Genomic DNA, 13,228 nt, shown 5'->3' on the forward strand with positions numbered 1-13,228 from the left:
TCCTCTCAACGTCCGGCGGCGATGCCGGGAGCCTGGTGGTAGACCGAGTGCCACACGCGGTTGCGGAGCTGGGCGAACTCCGGGCTCAGGCGGGCTTCCTCGGTGCGCGGGTATGGCAGGTCGACGTCGATCACGTCGTAGATCCGGCCGGGCCGCGCCGCCATCACCACGACGCGGTTCGCGAGGAAGACGGCCTCGTCGACGTCGTGGGTGATGAACAGGACCGTGCGCTTCTCCCGGCTCCACGTGTCGAGCAGTTGTTCCTGCAACGTCACCCGGGTGAGCGCGTCCAGCGCGCCGAAGGGTTCGTCCATGAGCAGGATCGACGGGTTCACCGCGTACGCCCTGGCGATGGCGCAGCGCTGCTTCATCCCGCCCGAGAGCATCTTCGGCAGGGCGTCGGCGAACTGCTCGAGGCCGACGATGCGGATGAAGTAGTCGGCCCGCTCGCGCCGCTCGGGTGCGCCGAGGCCCGCGACCTTCAGCCCGAACTCGACGTTCTTCCGGACGGTGAGCCAGGGGAAGAGCGCGTACTGCTGGAAGATGACACCGCGCTCTGGCCCCGGGCCGACGACGTCCTCGCCGTCGACGAGCGCGCGACCCGAGGTCGGGGTCTCGAGCCCGGCGAGGACGTTCATGAGCGTCGACTTGCCGCACCCGGAGGGCCCGACGACGGTGACGAACTCGTTGTCGGCGATGTCGAGCGACACCCCGTCGAGCGCGACGAACTCCTCGTTCTTCAGGGGGAAGGTCTTGCGGACCTCCTGCACGGAGATCTTCGCGCCGGTCGTCGTGGTCATCGTCGTTCCTGCCATCCGGTGAGCCTGGTCTCTGCGAGGAGTAGCAGCCGGTCCATCACCAGTCCGAGAACGCCGATGGCGACGATGCTGACGAAGATCGTCGCGAGGTCGTAGTAGAGCTGCGCCTGCTGCATGCGGTAGCCCAGACCGGCGGGAGCGGCCAGCAGCTCGGCGGCCACCAGGGTGGCCCAAGCCGACCCGAGGCCCACCCGCATGCCGACGAGGATGAACGGCGTCGACGCGGGGACGACGACCTTGGCGAAGATCGTCGCGTCCTTCGCGCCGAGGACCCGCGCTGCGTTGATGAGCGTGCGGTCCACGCTCACGACGCCCTGGTAGGTCGAGATCACGCACGCCAGGAACGCGGCGAGGAAGATGACGAACACCTTCGGGACCTCGCCGATGCCGAGCAGCACCAGCACGAGCGGCAGCAGCGCGAGCGGCGGGATCGTGCGGAAGAACTGGATCCATGGCTCGAAGAGCCCGCGGGCCACGGTATACCACCCCATGAGGAAGCCGACGGGGATCGCGGCGGCCGAGCCGATGAGGAAGCCCACGAGCACGCGGGCCAGGCTCGCGAGGACGTCCTCCTGCAGGGTTCCGTTGCCCGCGAGCTGGACGGCCTTCGCGACGACCTCGGGCGGAGTCGGGAACTGGAAGCCGTTCAGGGCCAGGAGCCACCAGCCGGCGATGCCGCCGACGATGGACACGGCGTTCAGCAGGACGAGCGTGGAGCGCCGGGACCGCGTGCGCCGGGTTGCTCCCCGCGGTGCGGCGGCCGGGGGAGCGGGCGCCTCGACCTGCGACGTCGGAACGCTCACGATGTGCTCCTTTGCTGGCTGTGCGAGGAACCGGCCGGCGTGGAGGCCTCGGCGTATCCGGCGAGCAACGGCGACTGGTGGAACAGCGCGGCGATCGCACCGACGGCCCCGTCGCTGTCGCGCAGTTGCCCGGCCCGGACCACGACCGGCTCGGAGGCGGGGATCGAGAAGAGCTCGAAGCGCAGCGTGGCCGCCGCCTGCTCGACGATCACCGGTGCGACGTGCACGATCTCGCCGCCGATGACGACCTCGTCGGGGTTGAGCACCATGGCCGTCGCGCCGAGGACCCTGCCGAGGGTCGCGCCGACCTCGCGAAGCACCGCCTCGACGGCGGGGTCGCGCCCGGCGACCCTCTCTGCGAGGTCCTCGAGCGACCCCACGGCGGCGCCCCGCTCGCGGCACGCCCGCAGGATCGCCGGGGTGGAGGCGACGGTCTCGAGACACCCGCGCTTCCCGCACCGGCAGGTGGTGCCGTTCGGGTCCGCCGTGACGTGGCCGAGCTCACCGGCGAACCCGCGGCCGCCGGTCACGAGCCGGCCCGCGACGACGAGGCCGCCGCCGACACCGTCGGAGAGCCGCACGTAGACGAGGTCGCTGACGGCGGTCTTGTGCGAGATCGCTTCGGCGAGCGCCGCGAACCGCGTGTTGTTGTCCACGATCACTGCGGCGCCGAACCGCTCGGCGAAGGCCGTGTCGATGCCCTTGGGGGCGAGCCGGCGGTTCCAGCTGATCTCGGGCGCGCCGGGCTGGCTGCCGATGTAGGGCCCGGGAACGCCGATCCCCACGGCCTGGAGGGCGCCGAGGTGCGCTCCCGTCTCGCGGGCGAGCCGCTCGGTCAGCGCGAACGCGATCTCCAGCCGCTCGTCCCACGGTGTGCCATCGGCGTAGCGGCTGACGCCACCCGCGATGATCTCGTGCGCGGCGTCGGCCACCGCGACCTGCACGCGACGGTGCCCGAAGTCGACGCCGAGGAACTGTCCCGACGACGGATCGAGGCAGAGCCGCTCGGCCGGCCTGCCGCTTCCGACGCGCACCGCGGCATCGGTCTCGGCGACGATGATCGCGCCCCTCGCCAGCAGGTCGCCCGTGATCTCGGAGACGGTCGTGCGCGAGAGACCGACGCGCTCGGCGAGCGCGGCTCGGCTCATCGCGCCCCCGGTGCGGAGCGCGGTCAGCACGCGCTTCTCGTGCATGCTCCTCGTGAGCGCGTGGAGCCCGGTCCTCCTCGACATGGGATATGCCTAGCCGGGCCCATTTTTTCCGTCAACGGGCCGACAGAATTACGGCCACTCGCTCCGCGAGGCGGCGCCGCAAACGCAAACGGCACCCTCGTCCAGAGCTATCGGACGAGAGTGCCGTTCGTGCAGTGCTGAGCGCTCAGGCGCGCGCGACCTTGCCGGCCTTCAGGCACGAGGTGCACACGTTCAGGCGGCGGCGGTTGCCGCCGCCCGCGCTGGCCCGCACGGTCTGGATGTTCGGGTTCCAGCGGCGGTGGGTGCGGCGGTGCGAGTGCGAGACGGACATGCCGAAGCCCGGACCCTTTCCACAGACGTCACAGACGGCAGCCACGTCGAACACTCCTCGGGTAGACGATGAGGGTAAGCCGGGGTCGCCCCGGTCGCGAAGAACCAGGGTACCCGTGCCACCGAGGCATCGTGCACGGGCCCTGCCGCGAGAAACGCCCTAGGCTCGCGGACGTGCCCCCAACCCTCGACACCGCGCTGCTCACGGGCTGGGCACGGGCTGCCACCACGGCGCTCGAGCGGCATTGCGCGGAGATCGACCGGATCAACGTCTTCCCGGTGCCCGACGGCGACACGGGCACGAACCTGTTGCTCACCATGCGCGCGGCCGCCGACGCCGTGCGGCGGGTGGTGCGGGAGAACGGGGCAGGGCGTGGGGCGGCCGCTGTGGCGGCCGCGCTGGCACGGGGTGCGCTCGTGGGGGCCCGCGGCAATTCCGGGGTGATCCTCTCCCAGGTGTTGCGGGGGCTCGCGGAGGCGGTGGCGCCCGCCCCCCGACCGGCGGGCGCGGTGCTCGCGGACGCGCTGCGGCGCGCCCACCGGCTCGCCACGGCGGCGGTCAGCAGGCCCAAGGAGGGCACCGTGCTGTCCGTGCTCGCCGCCGCCGCGAGCGCGGCCGCCGACGTGGAGTCCGACCGGCTCGACGACGTGGCGGTCGCGGCTGCCGAAGCGGCGGGCAAGGCCGTGCAGGCCACCACCGGCCAGTTGCCCGAGCTCGCGCGGGCCGGCGTGGTGGACGCGGGTGGCCTCGGCCTCTACCTCGTGCTGGACGCCCTCGCCGCCCTGGTCACCGGCCGGAGCGGGGGTGAGCTGCCCCGCACGCCCGTGCCGGTGGCGCGCGGTCGGGAGGTGCTGGTGGCGGAGCGGGAGGCCGGCTCTGAGGAGCACGACTACGAGGTCATGTACCTGCTGGACGGCACCGACGAACCGCGCGTCGGCGAGCTGCGCACGCGGCTGACCGCGATCGGCGACTGCGTCGCGGTGGCGGGCGACGCCGACGGGCTGTGGAACGTCCACGTGCACTGCTCCGACATCGGCGCGGCGATCGAGGCGGGCATCGACGCAGGAAGGCCGCACCGGATCACGGTCGTGCGCTTCGCCGACCAGGAGGAGCAGTACTTACCCACCCCGCCGGCGGATCGGTTCTCCCGCGAGCGGGCGGTGCTGATGGTCGTCACCGGGGCGGAGGTGGCCGAGCTGGCCCGGTCCGCGGGTGCGGTGGTGCTGGAGCGCGAGCCCGGCCGCAGCGTCGACGAGAGCGAGCTACTGGCCGCACTGGCCGGCACCCGCGCGCGGCACGTCGTCCTGCTGCCCGACGACGCCGAGCTCGCCCCGGTGGCCGAGAGCGCGGCGTCCGTCGCCCGCAGGGACGGGCAGGAGGTGCTGGTCCTGCCGACGGCGTCGGTGCTGCAGGGCCTCTCGGCGCTCGCCGTGCACGACCCGGACCGCCGAGCGGGGGACGACGTCGTCGCGATGGCCGAGGCCGCGGCCGGCACCCGCACCGGCGGGCTGGTCGTCGCCGAGTCGGAGGCGCTCACCTGGGTGGGGCGCTGCGAGCCGGGCGAGGTTCTCGGGATCACCGACGGCGAGGTCGTGCTGATCGCCCCCGACCTGGCTGTCGGTGCACTGTGGTTGGCTCATCGCATGCTCACCGCGGGTGGTGAGATCGTCACCGTGCTGCTGGGGGATGCCGCCGACCCGTCGCTGGCCGACGGGCTCGCGGCCGACCTGCGCCGCACCCACCCAGAGGTCGACGTCGTCGTCCACCGGGGTGGGCAGACCGACTATCCGCTCGTGCTGGGGGTGGAATGAACGCGATCGACATGTCGAGCGCGCTGGAGCCGCTCGTCGGCAAGCGCACCGCACAGGCGCTCGAATCGCTCGACATCGCCACCGTCGGGGAGCTCGTGCGCCACTACCCGCGCCGCTACGTCGACCGCGGCAAGCTCACCGACATCGCCGGTCTGGAGATCGGCGAGCAGGCCACGCTCGTGGCGCAGGTGGAGAAGTCGGTGCTGCGCGACATGCGCTCGCGGCGGGGCAAGCTGCTGGGCGTCGTCATCCGCGACGAGAAGGGCGCCACGATCGACTGCACCTTCTTCAACGGCCACAAGGTGCAGCACATCATCAAGCCCGGGATGCGCGCGGTGTTCTCCGGGAAGGTCGGGGTGTTCAACAACAAGCTCCAGCTCACGCACCCGCAGTTCGAGCCGCTCGACGAGGCCGACGAGGTGCGCCCGTTCCTGTCGGTCTACCCGGCCACCGGCAAGATCACCTCGCAGCAGGTGGCCCGCTGCGTCCGGCAGGTCCTCGACCTGCTCGACGACCCCACCGACCCACTCCCCGAGCTGGTGAGGAGCAGGGAGAAGCTCGCGGACCTCGCGCGGGCGCTGCGGCGGATCCACGTGCCCGAGTCCGAGGCCGACATCCACGCCGCCCGCCACCGCCTCGTGTGGGACGAGGCGATGGGCGTGCAGCTCGCGCTCGCGCTGCGCCGCCAGGCCACCGCACAGCGCCCCGCGGCGGCCTGCCCGCCGAAGCCGGGCGCGCTGCTCGACGCGTTCGACGCCCAGCTGCCGTTCGCCCTCACCGCGGGCCAGCACGCCGTCGGCACCGAGATCTCCGCCGACCTCGCCCGCGAGCACCCGATGAACCGGCTCGTGCAGGGCGACGTCGGCGCGGGCAAGACCGTCGTCGCGCTGCGGGCGATGCTCCAGGTCGTCGACGGAGGCCGCCAGGCGGCGCTGCTCGCGCCCACCGAGGTGCTCGCCGCCCAGCACGCCCGCTCGCTGCGCGCGCTACTCGGCCCGCTCGGCAAGGCGGGCGAGCTCGGCGCGTCCGAGCAGGCCACGAACATCACGCTGCTCACCGGCTCGCTCGGCGCGAAGGCCCGCCGGCAGGCGCTGCTCGATGCGCAGTCGGGCGCCGCGGGCATCGTCGTCGGCACCCACGCCCTGATCCAGGACCACGTCGGGTTCGCCGACCTCGGCCTCGTCGTCGTCGACGAGCAGCACCGGTTCGGCGTCGAGCAGCGCGACGCACTGCGCAGCCGCGGCGAGCTGGCCCCGCACATGCTGGTCATGACGGCCACCCCGATCCCGCGCACCGTCGCGATGACGGTATACGGCGACCTGGAGGTCTCGGCGCTCCGCGAGTTGCCCAGTGGGCGCTCGCCGATCGCCACCACGGTCGTCCCGCTCGCGGAGAAGCCGAGCTGGTTCGACCGGGTGTGGCGCCGCGTGCACGAGGAGGTCGCGGCCGGCCACCAGGCCTACGTGGTGTGCCCGCGGGTCGGCGGCGCTGACAACGGCGCGGACGCCGAACCCGAACTCGTCGACACCGAGGATCCCGACATCGGGGCCGACTCCGACGACGGCCAGGCGAAGCGCCCGCCGCTCGCCGTGCTGGAGGTCGCACCCAAGCTCGCCGACGGCGCGCTGCACGGCCTGCGGATCGGCGTGCTGCACGGCAAGCTGCCGCCCGACGAGAAGGACGCCGTGATGCGGGCCTTCGAGCGGGCCGAGCTCGACGTCCTGGTGGCCACCACGGTCATCGAGGTCGGCGTGGACGTGCCCAACGCCACCGGGATGGTCATCCTCGACGCCGACCGCTTCGGGCTCTCCCAGCTCCACCAGCTGCGCGGCCGCGTCGGCCGCGGGTCGGCGGCGGGGGTGTGCCTGCTGGTCACCGACATGCCGGCCGGCACATCCGCGCGGGAGCGCCTCGACGCCATCGCGGGCACCACCGACGGCTTCGAGCTCGCGCGCCTCGACCTCGAGCTGCGCCGCGAGGGCGACGTGCTGGGCGCCCTGCAGTCCGGCCGCCGCTCCGGTCTGCGCCTCCTGTCACTGTTGCGCCACGAGGAGGTCATCTCCAAGGCGCAGGTCTACGCGGCACACATCGTGGCCGACGACCCGGGCCTGCGTCGCCACCCCGGGCTCGCCGCCCTCGTCGGCGAGACCGTCGGCGACGAGGAGCGCGCCGCCTACCTCGACAAGGTCTGACCGGCACCCGCGCGATCGACGACCGACTCCCGGTGTTCCGCGGAACGCATCCACGCCTATCGTGATGTGGGTGGCTGGGCACGATTCGGGTCCGCCGAACGGGGTATCCGGCCTTCGGTCGTCGAGAGGAATCAGCCGTGGGTGTGCTGACCTCGTCCCCGTTGCCAGCCGAGTCCGAACCGTTCCGGCACCCGGCGCTGTTCTACCGCGACATGGACGAGTACCTCGCCGGCACGCTGCCGTTCATCGAAGCCGGTCTCGACGCGGGTGAGCCGGTGGCCGTCGCCGTGCCAGGTCTCCAGCTGGAGGCGCTGCGGTCTGCACTGGCAGGTTCCGCCACGCAGGTGCGGCTGATCGACATGACGGAGGCGGGGCGCAACCCTGGGCGGATCCTGCCGGGCGTGCTCTTCGCGTTCGCCGACGACCACCGCGACGCCGAGTTGGTGCGGATCATCGGCGAGCCGATCTGGCCGGGACGTACCGACGTGGAGTACCCGGCATGCGTCCAGCACGAGGCACTGATCAACCAGGCGTTCACGGGCCGGAACGTCGAGATCCTCTGCCCCTACGACGTCGCGGGCCTGCCCCCGGACGTCCTCGAGGACGCCGAGCGCACCCACCCGACCGTGATCGGGCCCGCCGGGCAGCGCAGCAGCCCTCGGTACGCGCCCGACGAGGTGCTGGCCGACTACAACGAGGCCATGGCCGTGCCGCCCGGGGTGGCCACGCTGCTCGTCGACGCCGGGACGTTGCCGGAGGCGAGGGCGTTCGCGATGGCCGGGGCGCGCCGGGCCGGCCTGCGGCAGGACCGGGCCGACGACTTCGAGTTCGGCGTCAACGAGCTGGTCACCAACAGCATCGAGCACGCCCGCAGCTTGAGCGCGTTGCGGGTGTGGGTGGAGGACGGGCATCTCGTGGCCGAGGTGTCCGACTCCGGCCGGTTGGAGGACCCGCTGGCGGGTCGGCGGCCGGCCCCGCCCGAGCAGTCGCGCGGGCGCGGGCTGCTGCTGGTGAACCACCTCACCGACCTCGTGCGGATCCACCGGTCGGGGCAGGGCACCACGATCCGGATCTACATGAAGCTCTGAGCGGCCGGATCTACGCGACCACCGGGAACGGCACCTAGGCCGGCAGCTCGCCGCGCGCGGCCTCGTCGAGGGCGGCTCGGGCGGTGCGGGGCAGGTGGATCACGCCCGCGCGGTCGAGCTTGGCGAGTTCGCCGCGGGCGCGGGCGTAGGCGGCGAGGCGCTCGGGGTCGCTGTCGGAGTCGCGGGCCGTGGTGAGGAGCTTGATCACGCGCTCGACGGTGGAGCGCTCGGCGGGGGACAGGCCGGACAGGCGGATCCGATCGGCCGCGTCGATGGCGGCGCGCCACGCCCGCTCGGCGCGGTCGACCGCCGCCACGAACGACGCGGCGTGCTGGGCGGGCGGGAACGAGTCGGTCTCGAGGGCCTGCGCTTCGGCGAACGCGTCGACGAAGCGGGCTGTGCTGGCCACGGACACGTCGGCGAGCGCAGGCCTGCGCAGCACCTCCATCGGGTCGCACTCGAAGGCGGCGTACTCGGCCCGCAGCGCGGTGAAGCGTTCGCGGGCCTTCGCCCAGACGACCTCGGGGCGCGGCGGCGCGGCCGGGCGACCCGGTAGCGGAGCGGTGCCGGCGGCGATGGCGCGCCTGCGCCTGTTGCGCCGGGTGAGCGCGATGGCCGTGCCACCGACGATCAGCGCGGGGCCTGCGATCACCGTCATGGCGATGAGCATGGCGATGAGCGCGCCGATCGTGACCGCGGTGGTGCCCGCGACCGCCGAGCCGATGAGGAGGAGGACCAGCACGAGGGCCACGGGCGGCCTCCGATGGCCCCGGCGCGCCATTCGGCGCATGTGTCGCGCCCGGTGCATCTCGATGCGGGCCATGTGAGCCTCCATCCGGGCTTCGTGCCGCGCCCTGCGGCGCTGGGCGGTCTCCCGCAGACGTCGGCCTTCGGCGAACGCGGCGCCGTGCAGGGCCGCCGGGTCAGGACGCATGGCGGGCACCCCTCGGCTCGTCGACTTTCCTCCTTGGTACCGCAGGAGTGGTGTTCTTCGCACGGGTCCGATCGAGTGCCCGACGGTACGGTTCCCTGGTGACGAACGGGATGTTCCGCAAGGTGCTGGTCGCGAACCGCGGCGAGATCGCCATCCGTGCGTTCCGGGCCGCCTATGAACTGGGCGTGTCCACGGTGGCGGTCTTCCCCCACGAGGACCGCAACTCGCTGCACCGGGCCAAGGCCGACGAGTCGTACCAGATCGGCGAGCCGGGCCATCCGGTGCGGGCCTACCTGTCGGTCGAGGAGATCATCAAGGCCGCGAAGCGGGCCGGAGCGGACGCGATCTACCCCGGGTACGGCTTCCTGTCGGAGAACCCGGACCTCGCCGAGGCGTGCGAGCGCGAGGGCATCACGTTCGTCGGCCCGCCCGCGGAAGTACTGCACCTCACCGGCAACAAGGCACGCGCGGTCGCGGCCGCCCGCGAGGCAGGCGTGGCGGTGCTGGCGTCGTCCCAGCCGTCCGACGACGTCGACACCCTGCTCGCGGCGGCCGACGAGGTCGGATTCCCGATCTTCGTCAAGGCGGTCGCCGGCGGGGGCGGGCGCGGGATGCGGCGGGTGGGGCAGCCGCACGCGCTGCGGGAGGCGATCGAAGCGGCGATGCGGGAGGCCGAGTCGGCGTTCGGCGACGCCACCGTCTTCCTGGAGCAGGCGGTGGTGAACCCGCGCCACATCGAGGTGCAGATCCTCGCCGACGGTGACGGCAACGTCGTGCACCTCTACGAGCGCGACTGCTCGGTGCAGCGGCGGCACCAGAAGGTCGTGGAGATCGCGCCCGCGCCGAACCTCGACCCGGAGCTGCGGGAGCGCATCTGCAACGACGCCGTGGCGTTCGCCCGCCACATCGGCTACGTCAACGCGGGCACCGTCGAGTTCCTGCTGGACGAGCGCGGCAACCACGTTTTCATCGAGATGAACCCGCGCATCCAGGTGGAGCACACGGTCACCGAGCAGGTCACCGACCGGGACCTGGTGATCGCGCAGCTGCGCATCGCGTCCGGGCTGACCCTGCCCGAGCTGCGGCTCACCCAGGACCAGATCACGCTCAGCGGCGCGGCGCTGCAGTGCCGCGTCACCACGGAGGACCCGCAGAACGGCTTCCGCCCCGACACGGGCACGATCAGCGCCTACCGCTCGCCGGGCGGGCCGGGCGTCCGGCTCGACGGCGGCACCACGCACACCGGCGCCGAGGTGAGCGCTCACTTCGACTCGATGCTGGTGAAGCTCACCTGCTACGGCCACGATTTCCCGAACGCGGTGCGCAGGGCGCGGCGGGCGATCGCGGAGTTCCGGATCCGCGGCGTGTCGACGAACCTGCCGTTCCTCGCCGCCGTGCTCGACGACCCGGACTTCGCGGCGGGCCGGGTCACCACGAGCTTCATCGACGAGCGCCCCCAGCTGCTCGAGGCGCGCAAGCCCGCCGACCGGGGCACGCGGGTGCTGAACTACCTCGCCGACGTCACCGTCAACAAGCCGAACGGGCCGCGACCGCAGGTCGTCGAGCCGGTGGACAAGCTGCCCCGCCGCGACGTCGACGCCCCCGCCCCGGACGGGTCGCGGCAGCTGCTGCGGCAGTTGGGGCCCGAGGGCTTCGCGCGGTGGCTGCGGGAGCAGACCACCGTGCCCGTCACCGACACGACCTTCCGCGACGCCCACCAGTCGCTGCTCGCCACGCGAGTGCGCACCCGCGATCTGCTGACGGTCGCCCCGCACGTGGCGCGCATGGCGCCGCAGCTGCTGTCCATCGAATGCTGGGGCGGCGCGACGTACGACGTGGCGCTGCGGTTCCTCGCGGAGGACCCGTGGGAGCGGCTGGCGGCGCTCAGCGATGCGGTGCCGAACATCTGCACGCAGATGCTGCTGCGCGGGCGCAACACCGTGGGTTACACGCCATACCCGACCGAGGTGACCGACGCCTTCGTCGACGAGGCGGCGCGCACCGGGATGGACATCTTCCGCATCTTCGACGCCCTCAACGACGTCGAGCAGATGCGCCCGGCCATCGACGCCGTCCGCGCCACCGGCACCGCCGTCGCCGAGGTGGCGCTCTGCTACACCGCCGACCTGTCAGACCCCGCCGAGCAGCTCTACACACTCGACTACTACCTGCGCCTCGCCGAGCAGATCGTCGATGCGGGCGCCCACATCATCGCGATCAAGGACATGGCCGGGCTGCTGCGCCCGCCCGCCGCGCGCACACTCGTGACGGCGCTGCGCGAGCGCTTCGACCTGCCGGTGCACCTCCACACCCACGACACGGCGGGCGGCCAGCTCGCCACGCTCGTCACGGCGATCGACGCCGGGGTGGACGCCGTCGACGCGGCCGTCGCGTCCATGGCGGGCACGACGAGCCAGCCGTCGCTGTCGGCGCTGGTCGCAGCCACCGACCACACCGAACGCCCCACCGGCCTCTCGCTGGAGGCCATCGGTGACCTGGAGCCGTACTGGGAGGCCGTGCGGAAGGTGTACGCGCCGTTCGAGGCGGCGCTGCCCTCGCCCACCGGGCGGGTCTACCACCACGAGATCCCCGGCGGGCAGCTGTCCAACCTGCGCCAGCAGGCGATCGCGCTCGGGCTCGGCAACCGGTTCGAGCTGATCGAGGACTGCTACGCGGCCGCCGACCGGATGCTCGGGCGGCTGGTGAAGGTCACCCCGTCGTCGAAGGTGGTGGGCGACCTCGCGCTGCACCTCGTCGGGGCCGGCGTGGAGCCGAAGGACTTCGAGGCAGACCCGGGACAGTTCGACGTGCCCGACTCGGTGATCGGGTTCCTGCGCGGCGAGCTGGGCGACCCACCCGGCGGGTGGCCGGAGCCGTTCCGCAGCCGCGCGCTGGAAGGACGTTCCGCGGAACGCGAGAGCGTCGAGCTGTCGGACGAGGACCGCGCCGCGCTGAAGGACGACCGCAGGGGCACCCTGAACCGGCTGCTGTTCCCCGGGCCGACCAAGGAGTTCCTCGCCCACCGCGAGGCCTACGGCGACACGTCGGTGCTCTCGACGAGGGACTTCCTCTACGGCCTCGAGCCCGACATCGAGCACACCGCGCGGCTGGAGCAGGGCGTCACGCTGATCATCGAGCTGGAGGCGATCTCCGAGCCCGACGAGCGCGGCTTCCGCAACGTGGTCACCACGCTGAACGGCCAGCTGCGGCCGGTGTCGGTGCGGGACCGGTCGGTCGCCACGGACGTGAAGGCCGCCGAGAAGGCCGACCGGAACGACCCGAGGCACGTGGCGGCGCCGTTCGCAGGGGTCGTGACGCTGCAGGTCGGCGAGGGCGATCGGGTCGAGGCGGGGCAGACCGTCGCCACGATCGAGGCGATGAAGATGGAGGCCTCGATCACCACGCACCAGGCCGGCACCGTCAAACGGCTCGCGATCGGCAAGGTGCAACAGGTCGAGGGCGGTGACCTGCTGCTGGTCCTGCAATGACCCGGATCATCGCCGGCGCGGCGGGCGGGCGCCGCCTCGTGGTGCCGCCCAAGGGCACCCGGCCCACGTCGGACCGGGTGCGCGAGGCGCTGTTCTCCGCGCTCGACGCCGACCCCGGCCTCGACGGGGCAGCGGTGCTCGACCTGTGCGCCGGTTCCGGGGCCCTCGGGTTGGAGGCGCTGTCGCGGGGCGCGGCGCACGCGCTCTTCGTCGAGTCCGACCGGCGTGCCGCGGGCGTGCTGCGGCGCAACACGGCCGCCCTCGGCTTCGCCGACACCGAGGTGCGGGTGGCGCCCGCCGCCACCGTGCTCGCGGCGCCCGCCGACCGTCCGTACGACGTCGTGCTTGTCGACCCGCCCTACGACGTGCCGGCCACCGAGGTCGCGGGGTGGCTCGCGGCCGCCGCGGCGCACGGCTGGCTCGCCGACGGCGCCGTGGTGGTGGTTGAGCGTGCTGGGCGGGACGGGGCGTTCCCGTGGCCGCCCGCGTTGCGGGCCGCCCGGGAACGCCGCTACGGCGACACGACCCTGCACACGGCCGTTCTGGTCGCGGACCGGTAGCGTCCCCGCT

10 protein-coding genes are annotated in these 13,228 nt (G+C 73.0%); 5 read left to right on the plus strand and 5 right to left on the minus strand.

Features of this window, described 5'->3' with window-relative positions; translation table 11 throughout:
- Positions 1-5: 5 nt before the first annotated feature.
- The 4 genes from K1T35_RS09120 to rpmB all read right to left on the minus strand — a co-directional run bounded on the left by K1T35_RS09120 (position 6) and on the right by rpmB (position 3,190).
- Complete coding sequence (locus K1T35_RS09120; RefSeq protein WP_220259728.1) at positions 6-800, minus strand: ABC transporter ATP-binding protein; 795 nt, start codon at positions 798-800, stop codon at positions 6-8.
- Positions 797-1,621, minus strand: coding sequence for an ABC transporter permease (locus K1T35_RS09125; protein WP_255621722.1), 825 nt, complete (start codon positions 1,619-1,621; stop codon positions 797-799). The genes K1T35_RS09120 and K1T35_RS09125 overlap by 4 nt, the downstream gene beginning before the upstream one ends.
- Positions 1,618-2,853, minus strand: coding sequence for an ROK family transcriptional regulator (locus tag K1T35_RS09130; protein WP_220259729.1), 1,236 nt, complete (start codon positions 2,851-2,853; stop codon positions 1,618-1,620). The genes K1T35_RS09125 and K1T35_RS09130 overlap by 4 nt, the downstream gene beginning before the upstream one ends.
- Before the next feature lie 145 nt (positions 2,854-2,998).
- Complete coding sequence (rpmB, locus tag K1T35_RS09135) at positions 2,999-3,190, minus strand: 50S ribosomal protein L28 (RefSeq protein WP_147258256.1); 192 nt, start codon at positions 3,188-3,190, stop codon at positions 2,999-3,001.
- A 128-nt stretch (positions 3,191-3,318) separates the two neighbouring features.
- Here rpmB and K1T35_RS09140 point away from each other — a divergent pair, with 128 nt between their 5' ends.
- The 3 genes from K1T35_RS09140 (at position 3,319) to K1T35_RS09150 (ending at position 8,236) form a co-directional block, all read left to right on the plus strand.
- Positions 3,319-4,956 (plus strand): DAK2 domain-containing protein, encoded by a 1,638-nt coding sequence (locus K1T35_RS09140; RefSeq protein ID WP_220259730.1) that lies wholly within the window; start codon positions 3,319-3,321, stop codon positions 4,954-4,956.
- Positions 4,953-7,148: an ATP-dependent DNA helicase RecG gene (recG, locus tag K1T35_RS09145; protein WP_220259731.1), complete on the plus strand. Its 2,196-nt coding sequence runs from the start codon at positions 4,953-4,955 to the stop codon at positions 7,146-7,148. The genes K1T35_RS09140 and recG overlap by 4 nt, the downstream gene beginning before the upstream one ends.
- Positions 7,149-7,294: 146 nt before the next feature.
- The gene (locus K1T35_RS09150; RefSeq protein ID WP_370645498.1) at positions 7,295-8,236 is read left to right on the plus strand and encodes an anti-sigma factor RsbA family regulatory protein; all 942 of its coding nucleotides are present in this window, start codon (positions 7,295-7,297) and stop codon (positions 8,234-8,236) included.
- Positions 8,237-8,270: 34 nt separating this feature from the next.
- Here K1T35_RS09150 and K1T35_RS09155 read toward each other — a convergent pair whose 3' ends face one another.
- Complete coding sequence (locus K1T35_RS09155; protein ID WP_220259732.1) at positions 8,271-9,170, minus strand: hypothetical protein; 900 nt, start codon at positions 9,168-9,170, stop codon at positions 8,271-8,273.
- Positions 9,171-9,280: 110 nt separating this feature from the next.
- Here K1T35_RS09155 and K1T35_RS09160 point away from each other — a divergent pair, with 110 nt between their 5' ends.
- Both K1T35_RS09160 and rsmD read left to right on the plus strand, forming a co-directional pair.
- Complete coding sequence (locus tag K1T35_RS09160; protein WP_220262487.1) at positions 9,281-12,658, plus strand: pyruvate carboxylase; 3,378 nt, start codon at positions 9,281-9,283, stop codon at positions 12,656-12,658.
- Entirely contained in the window at positions 12,655-13,218 is a 564-nt protein-coding gene (rsmD, locus tag K1T35_RS09165) for a 16S rRNA (guanine(966)-N(2))-methyltransferase RsmD (protein ID WP_220259733.1), read from the plus strand. Before K1T35_RS09160 ends, rsmD begins: the two co-directional genes overlap by 4 nt.
- Positions 13,219-13,228 lie beyond the last annotated feature (10 nt).

Origin of the sequence: Pseudonocardia sp. DSM 110487, from assembly GCF_019468565.1 — a bacterium.
Taxonomy (GTDB): domain Bacteria; phylum Actinomycetota; class Actinomycetes; order Mycobacteriales; family Pseudonocardiaceae; genus Pseudonocardia.

Bases quoted from the DNA above. Each gene is read 5' to 3' on its own strand.
- K1T35_RS09155 (WP_220259732.1), bottom strand. From the start codon at position 9,170: ATGCGTCCTGACCCGGCGGCCCTGCACGGCGCCGCGTTCGCCGAAGGC.
- rsmD (WP_220259733.1), top strand. From the start codon at position 12,655: ATGACCCGGATCATCGCCGGCGCGGCGGGCGGGCGCCGCCTCGTGGTG.
- K1T35_RS09160 (WP_220262487.1), top strand. From the start codon at position 9,281: ATGTTCCGCAAGGTGCTGGTCGCGAACCGCGGCGAGATCGCCATCCGT.
- recG (WP_220259731.1), top strand. From the start codon at position 4,953: ATGAACGCGATCGACATGTCGAGCGCGCTGGAGCCGCTCGTCGGCAAG.
- K1T35_RS09120 (WP_220259728.1), bottom strand. From the start codon at position 800: ATGACCACGACGACCGGCGCGAAGATCTCCGTGCAGGAGGTCCGCAAG.
- K1T35_RS09130 (WP_220259729.1), bottom strand. From the start codon at position 2,853: ATGTCGAGGAGGACCGGGCTCCACGCGCTCACGAGGAGCATGCACGAG.